We start from the raw sequence: 23,394 nt of genomic DNA on the forward strand, positions 1-23,394 counted from the left end.
CCGATACATAAATAAAGAAATTCGTTGTTCGGAACTGGATACCCATCCCGTAACAACTTTCTTTATGCGTACTCCCTTACTTCTATTATACAATTAAATCGCCTTTTTTCAAGGGGTTAATTTCGTATTTTTCAAATCTTCCCCGATAGACGAACCCCACTCCGGCTCCGGAAAGAAGTCCGCCCCGCGCGCAAAAGTGTCATTAACCGTGGCTTCAATATCCGACGGGCGGACACCCTCGTAATCAGCCGATTTTTTACGCGCTGCCATACAGGACTCCTGCTCTTCCAGCGTAGCCAAAGTTTGGCAGCGTTCCTTTTCCTGCTCGCAATAATTGGAATAAGTATCGTACTTATCTTCCAAGCGCAGGGTGGTGCATTTTTCGGTTTGGGCGTTTTTCATTTTCACGCCGCAGGTACTGTTTAAATTGGAATAGGCTTTTTCAACCGCCTTGCAACTATTGCGGATGCCTGCCAAATTATTGGTAAAATTTCCGTTTACGTCGTCGCAACTGGCCGGGAAGGAACCAGGCAAACTTTTAATGGCTTCGTACGAACTGGAAATTTGCTCGTCAATGCTCCCGCCCGTATCCTTTAAAGTGGCGTTACACATTTCTTCCTGGTGCAGGGCCATTTTGATACTGTCCATTTCCGCCACCATACTGTTGGGGTCAATACCCATTCCTCCGGCCATACCCGAGGAATCAAACACGCGCTTGGGCATTTCCGCCCCGCTAAAACCCGCCCCCGCCAACATTTTGCTAAGGCCGGGATTCTTGGCTCTTTTGGCCGCCATACTCGTCAACCATACATAATATAAGTCTCTGCGGGCTTTGTTTGTGTTAAAATCGGCATTGATATTCAGCGGGGTCAGCCCGCCGCCTTTTTTTAGCGTTTGGGTCAGTGCAGTAAGGCCCGAGTCCATACTCTTGGCCTTATCTACTGCACGCATAAACCAATCCGTACCGCTACCGCCTGCAATATTGGCGTTGGCAATTTTTTTAAGCGTTTGGGTGGAATCAAAACCGTCCTTGGGATTGCGGGCAAGAGCGGAGGAATCCGTGCCGAAATACACCTCGGCCTGTTGGGTGGAGTTGGCCTGCGTTTTGGCCACGGCGTTCGTGGGCACGGCCACTCCCGGGCGCTTAATACCGTCGCCCGTATCCACCTGGCTGTATGCGGTGGCAAGGGCGTCCAGCGCGCGGCCCTGTCTGGCTAAGGAAGCGTTTAACGCGCGCAAATTGAACAGTTGGGAAGCCTTAGCCTTTTCCAGTTGCTCTTTTAACGAGCCGGAATCGCCCGCAAACACATTGGAGCCGTCGGGGTCTTGGCGTTCGCCGTTCATAATTTTATTATGTTCGTTCCAAGTTAAAAGAGCCTTTAAAAAGGATATATTTTCCGTTTCCTCGGGCGAATATCCCATAGCCCACACCAAATTGCGCAGAAACGGAATTTTCCCCACAGGGACCACAGAGCCTAACAACAGTAAAACCAAAAAAACCGCCGCCACAATGCGCACATTTTTGGAGCGCGCAAGATTTTTAACCTCTTGCCATAACAGCGGCAAAGTTTTTATATCTTCTTCCTGTTCGGTCGGTTTATTTGGTTCTGCCATAATTTCACGCAAAAAGGCGGGGACGGCACACGCCCCCGCCTATAAGTTTTATTTATCGTTTATAATATCTGTGCCCACTTTTCTCAACTGATTAAGGCCTTCTGCCTTGGCAAAATTTTTGCCTTCCTTCATAGCAAACTTCTTCATTGCGCCCGTTATTTTATTCATAAAGGTATGAAGCGGGCTCTTTTTGTTAGCAAAGGCCGCCGCAATCGTAAAGCCCAAAGCACCGACACACAAACCACTGATAATACTTGCCGCTATGGGAAGAGCCCCCCCTCCAAAGCGCGAGGCATACTGCCCTGCTTTTACAATAGTAGTTACACATCCTGCCATTGCCGCCGCAATAATGCCTAAACCGGCAATAATGGACCACACACCGACAGGCACAGCATTTCTACCCGCAGTAATTAAATTATAACCAAAGAACACAGCCGCCGCAGAAGCCGCCACGCTGGCTAACATCAAAATGGTAAGCGTATTGCGGGCTTTTTGACGCGCTTTGGCTTCGTTTTCGGTTTTTTTAGCGGCATTGCCGACGGCTTTCAAGCGTTGGTTCGTCGGCGTTTTAAAATCAGCCGAACCCGTCGTGCCGACCTCCACACCACCTTCCACGCGCATACCGCCCGAGTTGTTGGAACCCGCCAAAAAGGCCGTAGAACCTTCGTTTGCGCCACGGTGGCTGTTGCCGGCTACATCAGCAGAGCGTTTGGCAATAGCCTGCAAGTCATTTCCGCCGCGGGAAAATTTACCGCTAGCAATAGTTGCCTGTCTGCCGCCGGGAACAAAACCCGTCGTCTGTAATCTGGCGCCGGAACCTGTGTCCATAGCGGACACCAAGTTAGACCCGCTAGGCATTGCGCCCGAAAATTGATAATCGCTTCCGCCCGCCGAACCGTTTGAGCCGGAGCGTCCGCCACCCAAGGCGCCGGAGGCTTGGTTAAACACATTTCCGCCGGAAACAGAGCCCATAGAGGCGCGCGTTAAGGTATTGACCGGCCGCCCCCCGTTATTGGCCGCCGCGCGGCGGGCCGCATTGTTTACAGCCCCGCCCGCAGAATAGCGGCGCGCTTCGCCGGTGGTAGCATTATTCACTTCCGTAGCCACGTTGGCGTTCATCCCTAATCCGTCAGAGCCGGAAAGTTGCACGGCTTGACCTAAGGAACCCGCCACGTTATCTACTTTATCCAGTCCAAAGCGGCTACCCGAGCCGTTATCGCCCAAACGGGCGACATCATCCGGATTAGCCAGTTTATTACTGGAATCTACAATGTTAATAGAGGTCAGTTGTCCGTTTCTTTCCTGCAACCCCTCATAAGAGGAGGCTGTTCCCGCCACAGAGGACAAAGAACGGACGGCTAACTCCTGCTTGCCCTGCTCGGCACCCACGCCAAACAAGGTGGCCGAAGCAATACCACCCACAGCAAGCGTGGTAACGGAGGTATTAAGCACCGTCAGTTGCACCTTGCCGGAGACGCTTCTTAAAAATTTAAACACGTTCATAATTTTCTCCTTACCGTTTAAACGCGTCCACAGCGTTTTGCACGCCGGACGGCTGCGCTTGCCGTTGCAGAGCGGCGCGGCGGTAAGAGGCCGCTCTTTCCAAGCGTTCCTCCTCGCGCTGTTGCGCCTCTTTTTCTGCGCGCACTTTGGCGGACAGTTGGGCGCTTTCGTAATAAATTACCGCGCCCCATACCGCCCACAACGCTACTAGCAAAAGCGCAACCACACGCCAAATAGCATTGTGTTTATTCCACGGCTCAATAATCAAATTTCCAATTTGCATACCTTATTTTCCGTTTTAAGGTTTTGGCAGGGCATCAGGTCTAAATATCTTTCCCGCTGTGCCCGTTGCTCTTTTTGTTGTTGCACTAGCGGCATCTGCCCCTTTTAACCCCAATTTTTCTCCAATAAATTTATAGAAATCCTTAAAGGCTCTTCTAAAAACCCAAGCCATAGCAACCCCGGCGGCCATTAAACCGCCCACTATCATTACGGTTGTGGACATACCCGAGCCGCCCCATTTATTGGCAAACTGGCCACCCTTAACAATCGCCATCGCCGCAACAGCCAACGCCGCCACGGAAATAGCAATCGCCGCAAAAATACCCCAAAAAGAGTGCTTTAACAGCGGAATCGCAATCATTGCGGCCAAGCAAGTGGCAATCGCACGCCAGAGCCATTTTTGCAGGTTTTGGCGGTCAAGCATACGCTGAGTGGCTTCATCCACCGCGCTTTGGGTCCACTTGCCAATGCCGCGCAAATTCGCCTCATTTACATTATCAAAATCCTTAGAGCCTTGCCCTTGCCCGATAGCCACGGTGTCGCCGACAATACGCATACCGCCCGAAACCTTGGTGCTTGCCAAGAACGCGCGGGAGCCTTCGTTGGCGGAGCGGTTACGGTTACGGGCCGCATCAGCAGAACGCTTTTGAATAAAGACTAAATCTTTGCCCTCTTTGGACGAGCGGGCGTCGCCTACGGACAACTCTTTATCCGCGCCCAAGGAGTTATTGCCCGGACCAAAGTTGGAGCGGGAACGCATTTGCATCCCCTCTACGGTGCGGTTGGCCTGCGCCTGCGCGGAAGCAAAAATGTTGCCCGCTTCTTCGGGCGAACCTGCCCCGGCCACAGCGCGGGAACCTGTATTTTTACCGCTGTTTTGAATTACAAAAGAGGAATTAAATGCCTGACCGTGCCCTGCCCCGGCAGAACCCGCACTCGTACGTTTGGCACTTGCCAAGGTGGCTTTACCCGGTTTTTCTTCCGGATTTTGCGCCCCCGCTTGGGCTTGCGCCTGTGCCTGCGCACGGCTGATAACATCTTTCATACCGCTCATTGTGCCCTGTATAGCCGCTAATGGATTTCCGTCCAGGCCCTCGCCTTTGCCGTCGTTTGCGTTCATCCCCAAGCCTTCGGTTGCACCCATTTGATAGGCGGACGGCGTGGGAGACACGGAAACAGAGGGAATTACGTCATCCTCCATAGCCTGCGCCTGCTTCTGCGCCAAGGTCATTTTTTCGGTCATTTCAATCGCCTTGGAAGGTTTGGCGCGAAAAGCGGATTCCACCTCGCCATTGGCACCGTAAGCGCCGCCGGAAGCCCCGGCGACATAAACCACCTCGCCCGGGTCGTACTGGGAGGCGGGATTGAAGGCCGTGTTGTCGGCGGGTGAATCTAAATATTGCCAAGCGGCAATACCGGCCACCCCCACCACGGCAGAAAGCCCCACCGCTTGCGCGGCGGAAAGAGCCATTTTTCCGGCCCGGCCTGTCAGCCATTTAAAGATATTCATAAATTCCTCCTAACCTTAAAAACTAAATTTTTTATGCTCGCTGCAATCCATATTTTCGTATTCGTTCTTGTTCTTGACGTTCATGCAATTCACGCTCACGTTTAGCCTCTTGCTCGAGCTCATTCAATGCTTCTTTCTTATACGACTCCATCTTCTTACGCAGCTCTGCCATTTTTCGTTCGTCTTCTTCGAATCCTGATTTGGAATCCCCTTGTACAGGCACCACTTCCTGCTTGCTGTGTTTAGCGCGGGAATTGTACGCCGCCACACGCGTGCTTTGGTACCGGCGAGAAAGATCACCTTCCCCACTGCTTAAAGCCGGGCGCATAGCCTTGCCAAAAGCCTTTTCTTCTTTGCGCAATTCTTTGTTGTAGCGAGCCATCTCTTTATTATAAGTATCGTCTTCTGCGGAAGCCGTCGGGCTGGACGTACCGCCGGAAGGATTATCCGACGAGGCGGTACGACGGACAGGCTCCGCGGGGGCCTCGGCACCCGTAGATTTACGATAGAGAGAACGGGCAGAGCCACTAGGCGGTAACTTATCGGCAGTTGTACCCATAGCAGAAGCAAATAAACTCTTCTCTTCCGGCGTTAATTTTGATATATCTTTGTTCAAAATTTCTTTACCAATCTCAGCCGCATAATTGTTACCCGCCTTGTTGGCAGAGATATTGGCCATCCACGTATCAATGCCTTGGCTCAACTGTTGCATACCAAGATCCACCGCTTTGGTAAGCACTTGTTTCCACAAATCGTTCGCCAAGGTATTGCCAAATTTTTCATCCTCTTTCTTTTTTTCGTCTTTACCTTTTTGATTGGCATCGTCAATCTTTTTATCCAAATTGGATAAGTCGGCAGACGATACGGGGGCATTGGTATCCAAATTAAGGCCGCCCGCTTTGCTCAAATCTACCGCGCCCGTTTCGGAAAACGCTTCACTGCCTTTAATTCCGGCACCCATTAACGCGCGTTTGGCATTTATGCTTTTGCCGTCCTTTAACCCCGCCGCCGCGGCACTTCCGCGCGCAAACTGGGATAAAGCCTTTTTGGCATCCGTATTTTTTAACTGCAAAGGGGTTTCGGTGCCTTTATCCTGACTTTTATAAGGAGAAAAATCCCCTTTGGGCGCGCCCCAAGTGGCACTAATGCCGCTGCCGCCCGACCCGCGCATACTGGCTGAACCCAACTGGCCGATTTGCGTAGGCGTTCTGGCCCCGCCACGGCCCGAATAACCGCGCCCGGAATAGCCGGAATAAGACGAATCCGCAGAAGCCGTATCGGACGAGGTATCGCCGGCGGCCTCTTCCTCGGCCTGTGCGGCATCTTCCGCCTGGCGCTCCTCTTTTTCGGACGAACTGTAAAGCATAGTAGAATTATTACCCTGCATATCGGGGTATTTGGAGGCTAATAAATATTCTTCGGCTTCGTCGTTTACAAAAGGCATTTGGGCCAAATCGTACCCGCGGGAATTAAACCCGTCAAAAGAAGAATCGTCCGCCTTGCCCAAAAAGGAAGCCATTGTAATTAATGCCACAAACACCACCACCACAATCGCCCCCAAAGTATAGGCCTGTTTGCGGTCCATTTTATTTATCTTTTGGAATACATTTCCCGGTTTTAACTTAAACATACAAAACCCCTTAACATAATAATAAAAACTACTCTTGTTGACCCGCACCCGGGGGTGCGCTCAAACACAGAGTTATATTTACCTACTTTTAGTATAGGCAGAAAACACCCTCTTGTCAAGGGTATTTTCTATGATGTTACCGTCCTTCCGGGCGTTGGTACGGCGAAGGACGCTCGTTCGCTCCTACATATTTGGTGCTGACGACCTCGCCCCCGGTTTCGCACAAATAGTTATAGCCTTTTACGCATTTGGCATCCTGTTGGCAAATCTGGTCGCGGTTGTACTTGCACAAAAAGCGGATCCGCGGCGGACGCGTGCGGGCCGTAATTACTACCTTCGTCCAAGTGCCGGAGGTGTTAATATCCAGTTTTAATTCATTTAAACTTAAAAATTTCTTCATACCCGGATTATTAAAACCCAAGTAGTTTTCTATCTTTTTTTGAATATCTTTCTTTAAAAACCGTTTATCCCAAGTGTTTGCATAATAGTCCGTTACGTGCGACTGCAACTGAAAACGCCGCCCGGCATAATAACCTGCGATTTCCATTTTTTGGCTCAAAATCAGCAAACCGAAGATTTTGATAATAAACAAAATAAAAATAACGAAAATAGGAAACAGCAGTACCACTTCGGTAGTGGCCTGCCCGCGGCGGGAGCGAAAGAGAGAAAAGTTCTTCATCATCATAAATATCAGGGCGCCAGCGTTACATTATACTTAGGCAACGGGTTTGGCCACACGCAGTTATTATTGGCGCGCGGGCATTGTAATTTAACGGTGGTACGCACATACGGTTTATATTTTTGTTCCAAATTAATATTAAAATGGTTTTTAGGCAATGTATAGTTTTGTTTCAGCACAATACCGCGCCCAAACTGGCGCAAGCGGGTGCGGGACCCCGGGTCCAAATACGCAAACTGGAACATTTTGCTCTTGACGTTTTCCTCCATATTAAAATCCAAGTTATATGCGCCGTAGTGCGCGCCGGAGCGGGAGGAGTCGGATAAGAAGAAGCGCACGTTATTTAAGTAAAAGGGCTGTGAGTTAAGCGGCAAATAGTTACGCAATTTGGCGGCACTCTGGCGGGCGCAGTCGGAGCGTTTGCAGTTACTTACGTTTAAATAATATACGGAGCGGAACATAACGGCATTTTTACTGTTTTGTTTATACACATACGTCTGGGAATCATAAGTAGAGCCCACATACAAAAACATTTCCAAATAATATTGAATTACGTTTTTGGCAAAGTCCACACCCGGGATATAATAGTTTTCCACCAGGTCGCGGCTCATCACCGGCACCCACTCACCGGACGAAGGCTCCTTGGGCGATTCCTTTTCCCAATCGGTGCGGGGATAGTGGTTTTCGTCCTTAGTGGTAATAGCGGGGTCATAGCGCAGCCCCCAATCGGTAGATTCGGCTTTCGGCGGGGGGTTAATACCGGTCTCATAATCCGGCCCGATAGCGGGAATACCGCCGCCGTGGTAAAAAAGTTCATAAACGCTTACCTGTGCCGGGCGGCCTTGGCGTTTGGCCTCGTCGGTAGCGTTGACCTTTTGGTCTTTGTAATAAAGCATTACACGGTAGGGGAGCGGCCCGTTGACCATACCCAAAGCGTTTAAATAAGTGCTGGCGGCAGACACCTGCGTATAGGCGGCATTATCCAAGGCAAATTGTTCGCGGACCTTAGCCATAGATACCTTGGCGGTTTCAAACAGCAAATAAATAACCAAGATAAAAATAGGCGCAAGAAGCACCGAAGGCAACAGAATTTGCGCCTTTTTCTCTTGGAGTTTGTGTTTTATACGCTGCCAATTAAACATTTTTAACTTGCCAGTAACTGCCCGATAAAGATAAACAAAAACCGCACAATATGCGTGTGAAATGCCGTTAAAAAGGCCGACAGCACCACCACCACCGTGGCAAGCATAAGCACATATTCAATAGTGGCTTGCCCGCGGCGGTGCCGAAAAAGTGCAAACGGCCCTTTTGATTGCATAGATTATTCTCCGTCCGTATCGTCCGAAATAGTCCGGCCTTCCGACGAAATAAGCCCTTTTTCAATAGCCTTTACCACGGCTTCCGTACGGCTGCTTACGCCTAATTTATGAAAAGCGCTGTTCAAATGGTTTTTAATCGTTTTGACGCTGCAATCTAACTCTTTGGCCAGTTCTTTATTGCTTAACCCTTTGCCCAAATAGTCCATTACCTTAATTTCGGTCTTTGTCAGCGTAGCCTGGGAGGGCATACCGTTATCCCCCATTTTGCGCAGGCCGTGGAGGAGTTTGCCCATTAACTGCTGGGGAATCATTAAGCCCTCGCTGGTAAAAGTTTTAATAGAGTTGACGAGTTCGGCAGCCGGAAGCATTTTGGACAAATAGCCGTTGGCCCCCGCCTGAATAGCATCTAAAACGTGGGCTTCGTCCTCAAAACTGGAAAGCATTAGTACATTTACTTCGGGGCACTGTTGGCGGATTTGGCGAGTGGCATTAATACCGTCCATTTTCGGCAGTTTGATATCCATCAAAACCACATCGGGTTTCAATTTTTTTGCCTTAGCAACCGCTTCCAAACCGTCGGCGGCTTCCCCAACCACTTCAATCCACTTCTCCCCGGTCAACACATCTTTAATCCCTTCCCGGAAGAGCGTTTGGTCATCAGCAATCAGTACCGTTACTTTTTTCTTCTTATTCATAGCAACTCCCCTGTATATTGTAAAATGTTACGAATTCATAATAGGCAACGTAAAGTTAAACGAAGCCCCTTTCCCTAAGCCCTCGCTGTGGGCCCAAATGCGCCCGCCGTGGTTTACGACGATATCCTTAGCAATGGACAAACCTAATCCCAAGCGGCCGACGCGGCTCCTGTCGCCTACTTGCGTAAAACTGGTAAACAAATTGGGCGCCTGCTGGGGATCAATACCGTCCCCAGAGTCCGCTACTGACACTTTAACATTTTTTTCATCTATTTTGCTAACGACAATTTCAATCGTGCCGTTATCGGGCGTGTGGCGGACCGCATTTTCCAAGATGTTAGAGATAACTTGGCGGACGCGTTTCTCGTCGGCAAATACGGGTACCGCACCGCAACTTTCAAAGGTAACGCGGATATTGCGCTTAGCCCCCTTGGCGCGGAAAATTTCCGCCGTCTTTTTTAAACTTTCCGTCAGTTCAAAGCGGGCTTTTTCAATACGCAGTTTGCCCTTTTCAATAGCGGCCCAGTCCACGAGGTCCTTAATCAAATGCTCAATTTGGCCAATAGATTCATCCATAAACATCATTTTTTTCTTTTGGTCGTCGTCCGGCGTGAGTTTCTTTTTGAGCATATCAAAACTCATTTTAAGCGTCATCAGCGAGTTGGATAAGTCGTGCGACACAATGGAAAAGAATTTGGACTTCATATTATTCAAGCGGTCCAAATCGTCGTTGCGCGTTTTTAACTGGGCAAGCAATTCTTTGTTGCTTTGTTCCAAGAAATATTTATCCAAAGCGCGGTTAATGGTGCGTTTTAAATAATCAAAATCCACCGGCTTAATCAAAAAGTCGTAAACAGACTCCTGCATTGCTTCCATAATGGCATTTAACGAAGCATAGGCGGTAATCATAATAATCTGCGTATCTTGGTTAAAAGAGCGGATTTTGCGGATAAGTTCCATACCCGTTTCGTCCGGCAGGTTGTAGTCCATTAAAATCACGTTAAAAAACTCGTTGGAACACAATTCCAAGCACTCTGCCGCCGTACCGGCCTGATAGACTTTATAACCCTCAATTTCCAGCAAATCCACCAGTGTTTCGCGCAGGTTGTTGTCATCATCCACTACTAAAATTTTAACTTGCTTCTCCATAACTCGTATCTCCGGGTTTTTTATAAATTTTCAGATAAATCTGGAAGCAGGTTCCCTTGCCCGCTTCGCTTTGAATAAAAAGTTTACCCTTGTGGCGGCCGATAGCCTTGCCTACCACGGCCAGGCCAAGCCCCGTTCCGCGGGCCTTTGTGGTAAAGAACGGCGCAAACATTTTATGGCGCACTTCCTCACTTATGCCGGGACCGGTATCGGCGATATAAATACACACCACGCGGCGGCCTACTTTTGTACCCACGGTCAGCGTTCCGCCGCCGTTCATTGCTTCCACAGCGTTGGAAACAATGTTGCGGATAGCCTGTTTGATTTCTTCCGCATCTACTTTAATACGCACCGATTCCGGGTCCAACTCATCTTTCAGCGTAATACCCGGGATAAACGGATATGAAAGCAGAATTTCACGCAAATAACTGTTCAAATCAATCGTACTTAAAATCAAATCGCGCGTGCGGGCATAACCTAAAACCTCGCTGATAATGCTGTTGGCCTGTTTAATTTCCGCCTCAATGATGCCAAACTGTTTAAGCAACTTGGCATCCGGCGTGCGCACCAGCATTTTGATTAGGCGGGTAGCATTACTGATAACCGCCAGCGGGTTGCGGATTTCGTGGCTGATAATAGAGGCCATTTGTCCGATAGCGGCCAAACGCTCGGATTTAACCAACTCCCGCGTGGCAGCCTTTAACTCGTGGGTGCGCTCCTCTACGCGCTTTTCAAGAGCCTGGTTCATTTGAGCCAGTTCCGTCTGCGCGCCAATCAGTTCCTGCCTGCGGGTATGCAACGCGCCCGACATATCCACAAACGCCTGCGCCAATTCACCAATTTCGTTATTTGGGATATCCAAATCCTCCGGGCGCACCACATAATCGCCGTTTTCGCGCTGTTTAACTGCGGCCCGGCGCAAACGCTCCAAGGGGCGCGTAATCGGTTTAATTACCCAATAACTCACCACTCCCACAAACAGCAACATCATCAAAACAATTACCGTAACGTCCCACAACGAGTGAAATGTGCTTTCTTTTAATAACTGTACGGTTACGTCGGCCGGTTGGTCCACATACACGCGCCAACCGGAAATCGGCAAATCGGCACCCGCCACTAAAATCTTTTCCCCGGAAGACAATTTAATTTCCTTACTGGAAGAACTGCCTAATAACTTTTTTATTTCCAATACACGGTCCGTCATTTCCGGCTGCGGTTCGGCCGCCAATCCACCGGGAGCACCGTTATACGAAATAACTTGCCCCTCCTGAGTGGCAATCAACGCGTTCATATCCATCGGATATACCTGCAACAGCGTCCGCCCCAGTTCCGCAAGGCCTGTTTCCGCCACCAAAACGCCCGATACGCGGCGGTCGTTTAGGTGCTGGCGGATAGGAAAAGCCATCAGCATAAAAAGCCCGTCTTTGGAAGGATATACCCCGCCCAGGTAATACGTTTTTTGCTCTTTTACGCACGCTTGCAAAACAGATTTTATTTCCTGCGTCCAATTTACACTTTCTGCGCGTTTTCCGGAAGAAAGCAACAACTTCCCCTCTGGGTTTAAGGCCGCCAAGTACAAAACGGACGGGTTACTGCGGCGCAGGTATTTTAAGTCAGCGGCGTTGATGAAATTATGTCCGCCAAAATCGGTATGCAAATCCACAAAGACGGAAAAATACTGCGTATTATGGGTAATGTTAAAGCGTACTGCCGCCGCCAAACGGCTGGCTACCGTTTGCTGCTTTTGTGAAATTTCATTTTTCAGCACGCGGCTGTTTACATCCATTAAGTGATACCCGATAACGAACATCGGCACAATGGAAATTAAAATCAGCACAAAAACCGCGTTAGAAAATAACCCGCGAAACAGACTTCCTTTTGTATTCATAGAATTAGCATTTGTATTCAAAATATCCGGGCCGTAAGCCTTGGGCCTACCGCCCGGGTACTTTGCAAAACGGGGGCCGGGAAGTTATTTCCCCGCCCCCGTCTTTTATTTAAATCAGTTTAGCAACTGCCGGCAGGAGCCGCGGCGGCCGCACCGGATTTGGCGGCGTTCGGGTTTAAGAACCCAAAGCCTTCAATTTCCGAGGCGGAACCGAAGTCCAACTGCACTTTGCCTTCCCATACAAAGGACGGGGAAGCATTGATGCCGTATTCCTGCGTATATTTGGCTTCGGCCTTCAACAATTCCACCCCTTCGGTATCAAATTTCTTCATAATTTTTTTGGAGTTGATACCGGCTTCGTCCATCGCTTTATCCCAGCGGCTGGAACGGTAGTCTTTATTGCGGATTTCCAAATATTTCCAGAATTTTTCCGGGTAGTATTTGGCAATTAACAGTTGGCGGATGTTTTCTTCCCATTCACCGGAACCGTGCAGGCTGGAAAAACCGTCTTTGTCGCTGTAATTGACGATATAGCGCACGCGGATATCTTTCCCGGCGGGCATTTTGCCGTCTTTTTGGGCTTGGATAACCAAGTTTTCAGCCATTACGCCGTAGGGGCACTGGGACATTACAAAAATTTCCATTACGCCCGGTTTGGCGGTTTTGTTGTTAAACACACCTTGGCGGGTTTGGTGCGGCAAGATGATGTAGTCCGCATTTTCTTGGGCATAACCGTATTGCAGGTGTTTTTCCAATTTGGCGCGGATAGCATCAGTCTTTTTAATCAAATAAAGCGGCAAGAAACTGTAATCCAAGCCAGCCAATTTTTCATTGGAAACAGCATCTTTATAAGATACCTTGGTTACAGCAGGCTCCGCTTCCAAAAACTGGGCGATACCGGCAGTCAGTTGGGGATCTTCCTGACCCGCTTTGTATTCATCCGATTCAATGATGACGAATTCAGCCTTGGCAGGCGCTTTTTTAGCGGTTTTGGCCGCTTTTTTGGCCGGAGCGGCAAACGCAACACCCGCAACGGCACAAACTACTAAAATGGCAATAAGTTTTTTCATTAACCCTTGCTCTCCTTTTTATTTATCTTCCAACTCTACGTGTACCCCACGGATACCGATAGAGCACAACAAATTGTAAGCCAGTGCAAACAACACCGACGACACCAAGAACAACAAAGTGCCTTGGATAGCGCGCATAATCAAACCCATTACATAGGCAACCGTAAAGGAAAAGTCGGGATTGAATATTTCCATAAACGCGCTTAACAGCATCACCACAAATACTGCCAATGGAAAAACAGAAAACAACAACGCTGAAATATTAATTTTTTTGATTTCTACTTTCATATCTTCTCCTAAATCTTATTTTTCGGGTTCCAATACCAGCACAATGCGGTTCTTACCGGCATCGTCAGGCAGTTGAACGGCTTTTACCAAACATTTTACATTTTTATTGACAACCGTGCCGCGCAAAACCTTGGTTGGGTTTTCAAGCGCTTCGCCCACAACCTGGATAATTTCCTGCTGGCGGCCGTCAAAAATATCCAACAAGTGCACTTTTTCTTTGCCCGGCACTTTGAGTTCAAAATTAGTATATAAGATGTTGTTGTTTTCGTCAATAACCAACGCGCGGGAACCTTTCGGCACCGTTACGGCCAAAATGGTTTTCCACCAACGCTGTTCCTTTTCAAGCGACATAATTTCCACATTTTCCATACTCTTAATATCCTCGCGGATTTTAACGAGCAAACTGGAAACAGACTGCGCAACGCCGCCAATTTCATCTTTACGCGGAGGGAACGAAAGCGCTAAATTGTTAAGCGAAACGGCATCCACACTATCTTTTAAAGCCCCCAACGGACGAATAATTTTAAGCAGCAAGAATAAATACAGCACACCGCCGATGAGCAAAATCATAATAAACGCCCCGCAGGCATAGCGCACCATAGAGGACTGAATCAATTTTTGGGCATTTTCGCGCGATACGGTTACATTTACCACCCCAGCCACGGCATTACCCTTGGCCAAAAGCGGAATAGCCATATCGTAATATTCGCCGCTGGATGTTAAAATGGCGCGGGGGAGACCGTCTCTAATCGCTTGAACAGCGGCATTGGAATCAAACCCCACGGACGCGTTATAATCGGCATACGACATACCTAAAAACTTGGTGTTTTCGTGCCAACGGATAGAACCGTCGTAGTTCAAATATACCAAACTGCGGATACGGTTATCGTTGCGTTGGAGCCCCTTCATAATTTCGGCCTCGCGGAAGGTAGCCGCGCCCTTGGGGCGGGAAGCCAGCCACTGCACCAAAGACGGCGCACGGAAACGGACCATTTCCACCATTTCGTTTTGGAGTTTTTTATCAAAAACAAATTTAAACAAATTGTAATAGAACAGCCCGCCGATAACAGACGCATACACCGTTACCAGAACGAACCACAAAAGCCATTTAGATGTCAGTTTCATATCAAAAGCAGAACTCCTATTTCATTAATTCTTCCAATTTGCGCAAGCCCAAGTCCGCATCGCTATTGCCCGGATCCAGTTGCTTAGCCACAATCCAAGCCTGGCGGGCGCGTTCATAATCGTCCTGGTTATACGCATCCAACCCTTCAATAAATTTAGCACGGGATGCAGCGCTTGCTTCGGCGGACACCGGATTCGTGGTCGTACCCGTCAAGGTGGGCAGAGTTTCGTTCGCTCCCACCGTTCCCACGGAAGAGCCGATGCCACCCGTAGCCGCACCCGGGATAACCGTTCCGCCCGTCATACCGGGCACATTGCCGTCCACCATCACAGTTTCGGGCTGTTCCGGCAAGGTTTCTTCTGCCTTTTGTTCGGCTTTATTAGCAGCATCTTCCGCCTTTTTAGCGGCCTGTTCCGCTTTGGTAACAGCCAGTTGCGCCTGCTGTTGTTTTACGCGCAAATGGTTTTCCTTGGCGTTGCGGGCCCGTTTGATGAGGCCGTCCATCGTTGTTGTATCAGCGCCCCATTTTTTAGCGTTCGTCCAGTACGAAACGGCTTGGTCAAAACGATTGGCATTATACGAGCGGTTGCCCGCCTGATAATAACCCGCGGCAATTTCGTTTTTCAACTGGGACATATATTTTTGCACACGAGGGTCGCCGGGTTGTATTTTTGTAATGCGTTCAAACACCGCGTAAGATTCCACATATTGACCCTTGTTATAAAATTCCAGGGCCTGTTTCATTGATTCTTCCACCTGCTGTTTGCGCAGTTTATTTTCCGTTTCAGCAATTTTGGATACGAGTTTCGGGTCGTCCTTACGCATCAAAAGGGCATTATACCAAGCATCCAGAGCGGCCTGATAATTGTCGTTCTTATAGGCTTCGTCGCCGCGGCGGGTATATTCTTTGGCAATATCGTAATCAATCTTGCGCTTCCAAGCCTGTGCCTTGGAGTTGCCGGGCTGAATTGTCAAAATTTCGTTTAATTTATCGTTGGCTTCCACCAAGCGGCCGCTGTCATAAAGGCGAATGGTTTCTTGGAATTTAGCCTCAATCACTTCGGCTTCCGAGGTCGTGCCGTAAGTGCCCATATGGCTGGCCTGTTTGGCGAGCGTTTGGGCCTGTTTAAAGTTTGGGTCAATACTTAAAATGGTTTGGGCCATTTCCTGCGCGCGCTGATAATCACCGCGTTTATAGAGGAGATAGGCATTTTCATACACCATACGCAAGGTGTAGTTTTGGATGCGCTGTTTTTCCAGTTGGACGGTGGAAAGATACTGTTTTTTCTCCTCCACGTCGTTCAAGGTGCCCATAGAAATTTTGCTCAAATCTAACAACATTCCCTCTTCCTTGCCGTGTTGGCGGACGGGAATTTCCTTGCGGAAAGTATTGGCCGCTTGCAACCACGCGGGGGCAAGGGCTACAACAAATGCCAAGGTGAAATATTTTTTCATATGTTTATCCTCTAAAAACCTGCGCCGCCGCTGACCAAACCGCTAATCATCGGGGCTAAAATTAAAATAAAAATCGTCGGGAAAATGAACATAAACAACGGAAACAACATTTTGGTAGAAGCCTGTGCGGCCAACTTTTCGGCGCGGCTCAAACGGCGGGAGCGCAGGTCGGACGAGAAGTTGCGCAACAAATCTACCAAACTGGTACCGAGTTCATCAGACTGGATAATCAAACTGACTAACGAACGAACCTCGGCTACCCCCGTGCGGGCGGAAAAGCGTTCCAATGCCTCTCTGCGGGAGTACCCCAGTTTAATTTCATTAATCGTCTTTTCCAGTTCTTCTTCCAAAATCGTTTTTTCTTTGGCAATTTTAATAATTCTTTCAAAAGCGGTCAAATAGTCCAAACCGGATTCAATAATCAGGGCCGCCAAATCTACCGTCGTAGAAAAGTTACCCAAAATTTCAGCCTGGCGTTTTTGGATTTTGCTTTTAAGCAGCACATCCGGCACCATAAAGCAAAGCGGCACCAAGAAAACCGGCCAAACGGCCTGAAACAACAGCATTATCGCCGCAGGGATAGCCAAAGAGGCGATAATTTTAGTATATAAAATATCCACAGGCTGCGGGTTATCGGGGCTGCCCAGTTGCATATGCAACTCTTCCAAACTTTTTTCCAAGTGAAAGTTATGCAGGCAGAATACAGCCAAGCGGTCCATAATTTTTTCTTCCGGTTTCAAACGCGCAAAACTGGAAGTGGATTTGAAACGGCGGACAGCCACGTCCACAATTTCTTCCTTTTTGGGTTTAGGGGCCAGCAAGCCGAAAATCGTCAAGAATACGGCAAACATCCCCACCGCCAGCAACAAATTGAGCCCTAAGGTAAACGCTAAACTGTTCATAATTATACCCGCACTTCTCCCATTTTTTTAAGTACCTTCATACCGATACCAATCCAAATGACGCAGAATAAGAATACGAACATCCCCACCGGGCTGGTGTAGAACGAAATCATTTGCGACGGGTTGAAGATAAACATAACCAGCATCATCACAAACGGCATAATACTGACCACGATGGACTGGATTTTCTGCTGGGCGGTCATTGCCTGCAATTTTTCTTCCAGTTTGCTTTCTTCGCGGATGTTTTCCACCAAGCGGGCGAAAATAACCGTTAAGTTACCGCCGACCTGGCGCTGAATAATAATAGCCTTGATGATATACGAAAGCATACGGCTTTCCACACGGTCGGAAAGGCCGTCCAAGGCTTTTTCAAAGGGAGTACCCAACTGGTAGTTTTTTACCACCAAACCGAACTCATCGGCAATCGGCGGGAGCATATCCTTAGACACGAGTTCAAACCCTTGTACAATATCCATACCGGAGCGTAAAGAGTTGGAAAGCAAAATAAGGGAATCCATTAATTGTTTATTAACGCGCTTACCGCGGCTCTTTTTAAGCGCGTCCAACACCGCCGCCGGCATACGGATACTGACAAAAGCCCCCATCAGCACCACCATTAAGAACACAAACACGCCAAAGAAGCCGCCTACCATTAACCCCAAGAACAGCCCAAACAGGGCAAACAATCCCACCGTACCAAATACGATATATTTGATATCAATGGTTACGAATTGGCGGTTAAAATCCTCCGCCCAAGCCACGCTTTTTTGGCGGTAATCGGCCGTTAATTTGGCAATAGTATCTTTTTTGCCGTCCAACAACAAGTACACGGCAAAACCAGCCAGGGCAGAACCCAACAACACCATAATCAAACTGATAAAGCGTTCTGCGGCGGTTGTTTTGTAAATATCGGGTTTCGGCGGATAGGCAGGGATAGGCGCCGCAAAAAATTGGGAAAACAGGTGATTGGAAAGCACCACTACGCCGATAACGGACTGGCGGTATTTGTTTTCACGCTGGGAAATAGGACTGGAAAAGGATTCAATCGTGCTGAAAAACTCGCTGTTCATCAGTTCTAATGTGGAAAGCATAGAGCGCGCACGGCCTTCCATACTGTCTTTCATAATAAGCGGCTGTTTGCCGCGCAGCAAGTCTTTATTCAAGCGGTCCAAGGCCGCCACCAAACGGATACGGTCGCTGACAAACCCGCGGGACAGTTGGTCCAATACCACCGGCTGTGTAGGGTCCAAAGACTTATCGGCACGGTCCAAGAAATAGTACACATTGGAAAAAGCCTGGCGCCACAAGTCCACCTCGCTGTATGTTCCTTCGTTGGGCACATAGATAACCTTGTTTTTATCCATACGCGCCAGTTCAGAAGCAAACCACTTTGGCATTTGCACCACTTTACCGGCAGCCCCACCACATTGCTCCGGCAGTTTATACACCTTTTTATCGGCAGGCAGGCTGACGTCAAAAAATTCCGCCATAATGCGCATTTTTTCCTGGGCGCATTGGATGCGCGCGCGGTCGTTTTTATTAAGCGCGCGGGCAAGCACGCTGGCAGGCGCACATAAAAACGACAGCAACATAAGGGCCAAACACAACACTTGAATTTTCTTCGTCATAATCCTTTTTCTTTTTATTAAAATTTTATGCTTTAACCGGGGCTGGCGGTGGCGGCGGAGTTTGTTTTCCGGCGGCCATTTGAGCCTGCAAACGGTGCACAGCGTTTAAGTCCGGGTCTCCGTCCGGGCCGACCGGTACGGCGTTCTTCAAAAACACCTCTTTATCCACAGGCTGACCTTTGGCCGCAAAATCGCCAAAGAAGGTCGGCAGTTCGCCTGTTGGCGCGAAAACCCCCTGCACTTTGCCGTTTTCGTCCACGCCTGTCTGCACATAGCGGAACAGGTCGGTAGATTGGATTTCATTATCCTTTTGACCGTGCATTTCGGTAATGTAAGTTACCTTTCTGGAACCGTCCGAAAAGCGCGATAACTGGACAATCAAGTTGACGGCGGAGGCAATCATTTCGCGGATTACATAAATCGGCAAATCGGCGCCTGTCTGCATACACATTGCTTCCAAGCGGGACACTCCGTCGCGCGGCGTGTTGGCGTGAATCGTGGTCAGAGAACCTTCGTGACCCGTGTTCATTGCCTGCAACATATCTAACGCTTCGCCGCCGCGGCACTCCCCGACCACAATGCGGTCAGGACGCATACGCAAGCAGTTTTTTACCAAATCCTGAATTGTAATAGCACCCTTGCCTTCCACGTTTGGCGGACGGCTTTCCAAAGATACCCAGTGCGGCTGCTGCAAACGAAGTTCCGCGGTATCTTCTACGGTGATGATACGTTCGTTATGGGAAATATAACCGGAAATGGCGTTCAAAAAGGTAGTTTTACCGGTACCCGTACCACCGCAGACAATAATGTTTTTGCGGATGCGGACGCATTTTTCAATAAATGCCATACACTCCGGGCTAATCGTACCGAAACGGTAGTAATCTTCGGGACCGAAAGGCTTTTGGGAGAAGCGGCGGATGGTCAGCGTCGGGCCGGAAACAGCCAACGGCGCGATAATAGCGTTCACACGGGAACCGTCCTTTAAACGGGCGTCCACGAGCGGTACGGATTCGTCAATGCGGCGACCTAACGGAGCCACAATACGTTTAATCACCTGCACCACTTGTTCGTTATTGCGGAATTTATATTTGGTTAAGGTCAACTTACCTTTTTGTTCAATAAAAATCTTGTCAAAGGCGTTGACCATAATTTCGGTTACGGCCGGGTCGCGCATTAAGACTTCCAACGGACCTAAACCTAAAATTTCGTCTAACAATTCCGACGAGAAACGCGTTCTCTGGTCGCGCGAGAACTGCAAGTTGGGCTGCTTTTGCAAGATATCATCTACAATCGCGGCCACGCGCTTGCGGGTCTGCGCACTGGCGGAACTTTCGTCGCTGACGACAATGTGTTCAATTTCCAACGTATGAACCACTTCTTTGTGGATTTTTTGTTTTAAATCGTCCCAGAAAGACAACTTCGTTTTTCCGGCTTCCTCCTCCGGCTCGGCAATATGGCTCTCTGCCGTCGTGGTTTTGCCGTCGTCAAAGAGCACCGGGCTCCAAATTTCTTTGGAGGCTTGGGCAAATTCTTCGTCAGAAACGGAAGCGACCCAATCTTTGGGGGCCGGTTTCAAATCGCGGATTTTAGCCAACACCAGGCGCAAGCCCTTTACCCACTCGGATTGCGGATTGGTAATAATTTCTACTTCCTTACGGTTGGCAGTTGCCATTACGTCTTCGTCCCACGGCAAAAATACGTCCATTTCGCGGCCAAGGGAGGAATAGAAGCGTTCCACTTCTTCGTAAGGGATAGAACCGGGCATATCATATGCGTTGCAGATAATGCTAACGCGGTCCATAGGATAGTGCTGTTCTTTATAATCGTTAAAAAGTTGGACGGTGGAATTTAAGTGCGTGCGTGTGGCTTGCGACACCCAAAAAATCTTGTCCGCGATATCAAACGAAAACGCCTGCATCGGGAAACTGGATTCCACATCCAAGAAAATATCAAAGGTTTGCGATAAACGGGATAAAATCGGGATTAAAATTTTCGGGCTGATGGCAGACACCTGCGCACGCGTATTGCCCAAAGGCAACACCCCTACGCCCCATTGGGACATAGAAATTTTACCGCGGAGCAACCCCCCCACCACAGCGATAGAGGTATTGCCAAGCGTTTGCAAAATATCAGACACGCTGACGGGCTTTTTGATATCCAAATAGAAACTATGCTCCTGACGGGCCAAAGGGTCCAGCGGTACAATCAGCACCGGACGCTTTTGGATACCGGCCCAACCCAAGGCCAGGTTCAGTACAAGCGTGGTTTTGCCGGCGCCTTCTTTCGGGCCGGCAAAAGCGATAATCTTTGCTTCATTTTTGGGGGTGTCTTGTTCTTCTGCCATAAAAACTATTCCACAATTTCAACCGTAATAAACAGGAAGAGCGAGCGTTGTTCTTCGGTTACGTCTTTGTTCTTAAACAATAAACCGATAAGCGGAATTTTGCCCAAGAACGGCACGCGGTCCTCGGACACGTTGCGCGCACTGTTTTTCAAGCCGCCAATCACCAAGGTTTCACCGCTGTTGATTTCAACATGTGTTTCCACATTGCGGTTCGTAAAGGAAGGGGCCGTAGCCGTACCGATTACCACAGTTCTGGAATAGTCCACGGTGGAAACTTCCAACTGGACCTGCAAGTCAATCAGGTTGTTGCGTTCCGGCATAATCGTAGGCAAGACGTTAAGCAAAATGCCGTATTCTTCCAACTGAGAGCCAACCCCCTGGTTGTTTACCACCGGTATCGGGATTTTGCCGCCTACGTTGATTTTGGCGGCATTGCCGGAAGACGTTACAATCTTCGGGTTGGAAAGCACTTGGGCGCGGCCTTCGGTTTCCATTAAGCGCAAGCGGGTAGCAACCGCCGTTTTGCGTTCAAACTCACCCAAAGACAGCACACCGGGGATAGCGGCCTCTTCAAAGTCAAAGAGTTGGTTCCAAGAGAACCCTTTTACGCTCTGCATCGTACCGCTGATTTCTACCACGTCGGCGCTGACCGCCACCAGCCGCGTTTGTTTGGCAAACGCGCCCGACGGCAACAGCACACCTAAAAGCAAGACGGTCAGAAAAACTTTTGAGATAAACTTTTTATTCATCATTGATTTGTCCTATTTATTGAAATAATTTTTCAAAAGTGGCTACTTCCATCAAGTAGTTCGTTACGTCGCCGTGCGAACGCAAGATAACCGTTACCGCCCCGTCAGATTGGGCAAGCGCCAAGGCCAAATACTGCGCATCACGCGGGGACAGAGATAAAGACAAGGCCGTCTGGTCGGAATAGGCAGCCGCATCGTCTTCTTTGCTCTTCATTGCGCTGGCGGATTTAGCATCTAATCCCTGGCCCAAGTCGGAACCGACGCCCAACACTTTTACGTTCTGCAACAGGGTAACCGTTACCGTTTGGCGTTGGCCGCTCTTCATCGTGGCTTCAAACGTAAGCAAAATATCCACGTTATCATCCGGCTTAATCATACTGGCGGTGGATATCGGCACATTGGTAAGCACAAAACCTCTCATTTGCACCGGGATTTTGCTAGACAGACCGGCCTCGGGAGACAGCGAGGTTACGGCATACTTGGAAATCTGGTTGCCTTTGGGGATTTGAATACGCGCCACAGCATTTTCAATAGATTTGAAATCAGCGGGCGTGGAATAAGTAAAAGCGTCCTTTTGCAAATAAGCGGCCGGCACGGGAACAGGCTTAATATAGTCGCGCTTAATCACTTCGCGCTCCTTAATGTCACGAATCGGCACAAAAACCTGTTGGATGTTTTTGGACGCGTTAAGTTTCTTTTCCGCACTGCTGACAATCATCGCGTACACGATGGCCGCCAAAATGGCTACCACCAACGGAAGCATTATTCCTTTTTTCATTTCGTCTCCTTAAAACTGCTTTAAAAATTAATAAGTCAAATCTATTTCGTATCCGAACTTAAATATGCTTTTTCTATCGGCATACGGGTAACGGATTGTATGCGGCGCATCCCTTCGCGCCGCGGTTCGGTGGCCAGAATATAACTGGTACCGGGGAAGATTAACCGCACGGGATACGTTACCGTTACAATTACGTCCTCGTGGCGGTGCTTTCTGTACATTGGGTCCACGCCGGTAGTTTCCACCTTTACGTTTACCCCCACCCGTCCGGCATCTGAGCCAAAAACCCGCGTTTTTGCGTGGTTTATTTTCTGCGTGATGACCGTTCTGTCCGGCCTGCCGCTGGGCTTTTTGACTGCCACCAGCGAGCCGATACGGGCAAATTCGTAGGAAGCGTGGTTGATAATAATCGTGTGGTATGCGATGTTGCCGTATTCAAGCACAAAGAAAATCAGTAGCATAAATACCGGCAAAATCAGCATTAATTCCGCAGTTACCTGCCCACACTTCCTACGAAAAAGTTTCATACGGCTCCAAATTACATTTCGCTCATGCTGCCGGTGATTTTGGCCTTTACCTGATCAAACAAATCCGGCATAAATTTCTTAATGAGCACACCGGCCAAACCGGCTACACCCACGACCACGACGAGCATCAATACGTATTCAATCGTGTTCTGCCCTTCTTTCTTTTTCAGGCAGCCCAAAGCTTGCGCTTTCAGGGCGTCCATTTTGTTTTGTAAAGCAACGATAAACTTCATATAACGTCCTCCTGATTTTTTAAAA

Annotated in this window: 22 protein-coding genes; all 22 read right to left on the bottom strand. The window is 48.9% G+C overall.

Features of this window, described 5'->3' with window-relative positions:
* Window positions 1-108 precede the first annotated feature (108 nt).
* A complete protein-coding gene (locus ACQY2K_RS00095) occupies window positions 109-1,614 on the bottom strand; it encodes a hypothetical protein (protein ID WP_428040290.1) in 1,506 nt (501 codons plus the stop codon).
* A 48-nt stretch (window positions 1,615-1,662) separates the two neighbouring features.
* The gene (locus ACQY2K_RS00100; RefSeq protein ID WP_428040291.1) at window positions 1,663-3,117 is read right to left on the bottom strand and encodes a hypothetical protein; all 1,455 of its coding nucleotides are present in this window, start codon (window positions 3,115-3,117) and stop codon (window positions 1,663-1,665) included.
* A 10-nt stretch (window positions 3,118-3,127) separates the two neighbouring features.
* A complete protein-coding gene (locus ACQY2K_RS00105; protein ID WP_428040292.1) occupies window positions 3,128-3,400 on the bottom strand; it encodes a hypothetical protein in 273 nt (90 codons plus the stop codon).
* Window positions 3,401-3,415: 15 nt separating this feature from the next.
* Window positions 3,416-4,909: a hypothetical protein gene (locus ACQY2K_RS00110; RefSeq protein WP_428040293.1), complete on the bottom strand. Its 1,494-nt coding sequence runs from the start codon at window positions 4,907-4,909 to the stop codon at window positions 3,416-3,418.
* A gap of 31 nt (window positions 4,910-4,940) precedes the next feature.
* Window positions 4,941-6,539, bottom strand: a complete 1,599-nt coding sequence (locus tag ACQY2K_RS00115; RefSeq protein ID WP_428040294.1) for a hypothetical protein — start codon at window positions 6,537-6,539, stop codon at window positions 4,941-4,943.
* 136 nt (window positions 6,540-6,675) lie between these two features.
* Window positions 6,676-7,224 (bottom strand): hypothetical protein, encoded by a 549-nt coding sequence (locus ACQY2K_RS00120; RefSeq protein ID WP_177748193.1) that lies wholly within the window; start codon window positions 7,222-7,224, stop codon window positions 6,676-6,678.
* 5 nt (window positions 7,225-7,229) lie between these two features.
* The gene (locus tag ACQY2K_RS00125; RefSeq protein WP_428040295.1) at window positions 7,230-8,360 is read right to left on the bottom strand and encodes a hypothetical protein; all 1,131 of its coding nucleotides are present in this window, start codon (window positions 8,358-8,360) and stop codon (window positions 7,230-7,232) included.
* 2 nt (window positions 8,361-8,362) lie between these two features.
* Window positions 8,363-8,536, bottom strand: a complete 174-nt coding sequence (locus ACQY2K_RS00130; RefSeq protein ID WP_177748199.1) for a class III signal peptide-containing protein — start codon at window positions 8,534-8,536, stop codon at window positions 8,363-8,365.
* 3 nt (window positions 8,537-8,539) lie between these two features.
* On the bottom strand, window positions 8,540-9,232 hold the full coding sequence (locus ACQY2K_RS00135; RefSeq protein WP_177748202.1) for a response regulator: 693 nt from the start codon (window positions 9,230-9,232) through the stop codon (window positions 8,540-8,542).
* A gap of 27 nt (window positions 9,233-9,259) precedes the next feature.
* Complete coding sequence (locus ACQY2K_RS00140; protein WP_177748205.1) at window positions 9,260-10,381, bottom strand: ATP-binding protein; 1,122 nt, start codon at window positions 10,379-10,381, stop codon at window positions 9,260-9,262.
* Window positions 10,365-12,269, bottom strand: a complete 1,905-nt coding sequence (locus ACQY2K_RS00145; RefSeq protein ID WP_428040296.1) for an ATP-binding protein — start codon at window positions 12,267-12,269, stop codon at window positions 10,365-10,367. The genes ACQY2K_RS00140 and ACQY2K_RS00145 overlap by 17 nt, the downstream gene beginning before the upstream one ends.
* Window positions 12,270-12,388: 119 nt before the next feature.
* Window positions 12,389-13,339 (bottom strand): hypothetical protein, encoded by a 951-nt coding sequence (locus ACQY2K_RS00150; RefSeq protein WP_177748211.1) that lies wholly within the window; start codon window positions 13,337-13,339, stop codon window positions 12,389-12,391.
* A gap of 18 nt (window positions 13,340-13,357) precedes the next feature.
* Window positions 13,358-13,627: a hypothetical protein gene (locus ACQY2K_RS00155; protein WP_177748213.1), complete on the bottom strand. Its 270-nt coding sequence runs from the start codon at window positions 13,625-13,627 to the stop codon at window positions 13,358-13,360.
* 15 nt (window positions 13,628-13,642) lie between these two features.
* Window positions 13,643-14,752 carry a hypothetical protein gene (locus ACQY2K_RS00160; protein ID WP_177748216.1) on the bottom strand — a complete coding sequence of 370 codons (1,110 nt, stop codon included), beginning with the start codon at window positions 14,750-14,752 and terminating at the stop codon, window positions 13,643-13,645.
* Between the two features lie 16 nt (window positions 14,753-14,768).
* Window positions 14,769-16,208 (bottom strand): hypothetical protein, encoded by a 1,440-nt coding sequence (locus ACQY2K_RS00165; protein ID WP_428037699.1) that lies wholly within the window; start codon window positions 16,206-16,208, stop codon window positions 14,769-14,771.
* Between the two features lie 11 nt (window positions 16,209-16,219).
* Window positions 16,220-17,110, bottom strand: coding sequence for a type II secretion system F family protein (locus ACQY2K_RS00170; protein ID WP_177748222.1), 891 nt, complete (start codon window positions 17,108-17,110; stop codon window positions 16,220-16,222).
* 2 nt (window positions 17,111-17,112) lie between these two features.
* Complete coding sequence (locus ACQY2K_RS00175) at window positions 17,113-18,738, bottom strand: type II secretion system F family protein (protein WP_177748225.1); 1,626 nt, start codon at window positions 18,736-18,738, stop codon at window positions 17,113-17,115.
* 25 nt (window positions 18,739-18,763) lie between these two features.
* Window positions 18,764-21,082, bottom strand: coding sequence for an ATPase, T2SS/T4P/T4SS family (locus ACQY2K_RS00180; protein ID WP_428037700.1), 2,319 nt, complete (start codon window positions 21,080-21,082; stop codon window positions 18,764-18,766).
* Between the two features lie 5 nt (window positions 21,083-21,087).
* Entirely contained in the window at window positions 21,088-21,834 is a 747-nt protein-coding gene (locus ACQY2K_RS00185) for a type II and III secretion system protein (protein ID WP_177748228.1), read from the bottom strand.
* 13 nt (window positions 21,835-21,847) lie between these two features.
* Window positions 21,848-22,609, bottom strand: a complete 762-nt coding sequence (cpaB, locus tag ACQY2K_RS00190; protein WP_177748231.1) for a Flp pilus assembly protein CpaB — start codon at window positions 22,607-22,609, stop codon at window positions 21,848-21,850.
* Window positions 22,610-22,650: 41 nt separating this feature from the next.
* Window positions 22,651-23,136 (bottom strand): TadE/TadG family type IV pilus assembly protein, encoded by a 486-nt coding sequence (locus ACQY2K_RS00195; protein WP_177748235.1) that lies wholly within the window; start codon window positions 23,134-23,136, stop codon window positions 22,651-22,653.
* A gap of 11 nt (window positions 23,137-23,147) precedes the next feature.
* Entirely contained in the window at window positions 23,148-23,369 is a 222-nt protein-coding gene (locus ACQY2K_RS00200; protein ID WP_428040297.1) for a hypothetical protein, read from the bottom strand.
* Between the last annotated feature and the right edge of the window lie 25 nt (window positions 23,370-23,394).

It is taken from the genome of Candidatus Avelusimicrobium fimicolum, from assembly GCF_021632165.1.
Classification (GTDB): domain Bacteria; phylum Elusimicrobiota; class Elusimicrobia; order Elusimicrobiales; family Elusimicrobiaceae; genus Avelusimicrobium; species Avelusimicrobium fimicola.

What these genes read in the sequence shown, in the direction of transcription:
- ACQY2K_RS00125 (WP_428040295.1), bottom strand. Translation starts at nt 8,360, where the DNA reads ATGTTTAATTGGCAGCGTATAAAACACAAACTCCAAGAGAAAAAGGCG.
- ACQY2K_RS00180 (WP_428037700.1), bottom strand. Translation starts at nt 21,082, where the DNA reads ATGGCAGAAGAACAAGACACCCCCAAAAATGAAGCAAAGATTATCGCT.
- ACQY2K_RS00185 (WP_177748228.1), bottom strand. Translation starts at nt 21,834, where the DNA reads ATGATGAATAAAAAGTTTATCTCAAAAGTTTTTCTGACCGTCTTGCTT.
- ACQY2K_RS00160 (WP_177748216.1), bottom strand. Translation starts at nt 14,752, where the DNA reads ATGAAACTGACATCTAAATGGCTTTTGTGGTTCGTTCTGGTAACGGTG.
- ACQY2K_RS00170 (WP_177748222.1), bottom strand. Translation starts at nt 17,110, where the DNA reads ATGAACAGTTTAGCGTTTACCTTAGGGCTCAATTTGTTGCTGGCGGTG.
- cpaB (WP_177748231.1), bottom strand. Translation starts at nt 22,609, where the DNA reads ATGAAAAAAGGAATAATGCTTCCGTTGGTGGTAGCCATTTTGGCGGCC.
- ACQY2K_RS00105 (WP_428040292.1), bottom strand. Translation starts at nt 3,400, where the DNA reads ATGCAAATTGGAAATTTGATTATTGAGCCGTGGAATAAACACAATGCT.
- ACQY2K_RS00120 (WP_177748193.1), bottom strand. Translation starts at nt 7,224, where the DNA reads ATGATGATGAAGAACTTTTCTCTCTTTCGCTCCCGCCGCGGGCAGGCC.
- ACQY2K_RS00135 (WP_177748202.1), bottom strand. Translation starts at nt 9,232, where the DNA reads ATGAATAAGAAGAAAAAAGTAACGGTACTGATTGCTGATGACCAAACG.
- ACQY2K_RS00115 (WP_428040294.1), bottom strand. Translation starts at nt 6,539, where the DNA reads ATGTTTAAGTTAAAACCGGGAAATGTATTCCAAAAGATAAATAAAATG.
- ACQY2K_RS00200 (WP_428040297.1), bottom strand. Translation starts at nt 23,369, where the DNA reads ATGAAGTTTATCGTTGCTTTACAAAACAAAATGGACGCCCTGAAAGCG.
- ACQY2K_RS00140 (WP_177748205.1), bottom strand. Translation starts at nt 10,381, where the DNA reads ATGGAGAAGCAAGTTAAAATTTTAGTAGTGGATGATGACAACAACCTG.
- ACQY2K_RS00165 (WP_428037699.1), bottom strand. Translation starts at nt 16,208, where the DNA reads ATGAAAAAATATTTCACCTTGGCATTTGTTGTAGCCCTTGCCCCCGCG.
- ACQY2K_RS00110 (WP_428040293.1), bottom strand. Translation starts at nt 4,909, where the DNA reads ATGAATATCTTTAAATGGCTGACAGGCCGGGCCGGAAAAATGGCTCTT.
- ACQY2K_RS00175 (WP_177748225.1), bottom strand. Translation starts at nt 18,738, where the DNA reads ATGACGAAGAAAATTCAAGTGTTGTGTTTGGCCCTTATGTTGCTGTCG.
- ACQY2K_RS00150 (WP_177748211.1), bottom strand. Translation starts at nt 13,339, where the DNA reads ATGAAAAAACTTATTGCCATTTTAGTAGTTTGTGCCGTTGCGGGTGTT.
- ACQY2K_RS00130 (WP_177748199.1), bottom strand. Translation starts at nt 8,536, where the DNA reads ATGCAATCAAAAGGGCCGTTTGCACTTTTTCGGCACCGCCGCGGGCAA.
- ACQY2K_RS00155 (WP_177748213.1), bottom strand. Translation starts at nt 13,627, where the DNA reads ATGAAAGTAGAAATCAAAAAAATTAATATTTCAGCGTTGTTGTTTTCT.
- ACQY2K_RS00095 (WP_428040290.1), bottom strand. Translation starts at nt 1,614, where the DNA reads ATGGCAGAACCAAATAAACCGACCGAACAGGAAGAAGATATAAAAACT.
- ACQY2K_RS00145 (WP_428040296.1), bottom strand. Translation starts at nt 12,269, where the DNA reads ATGAATACAAAAGGAAGTCTGTTTCGCGGGTTATTTTCTAACGCGGTT.
- ACQY2K_RS00100 (WP_428040291.1), bottom strand. Translation starts at nt 3,117, where the DNA reads ATGAACGTGTTTAAATTTTTAAGAAGCGTCTCCGGCAAGGTGCAACTG.
- ACQY2K_RS00195 (WP_177748235.1), bottom strand. Translation starts at nt 23,136, where the DNA reads ATGAAACTTTTTCGTAGGAAGTGTGGGCAGGTAACTGCGGAATTAATG.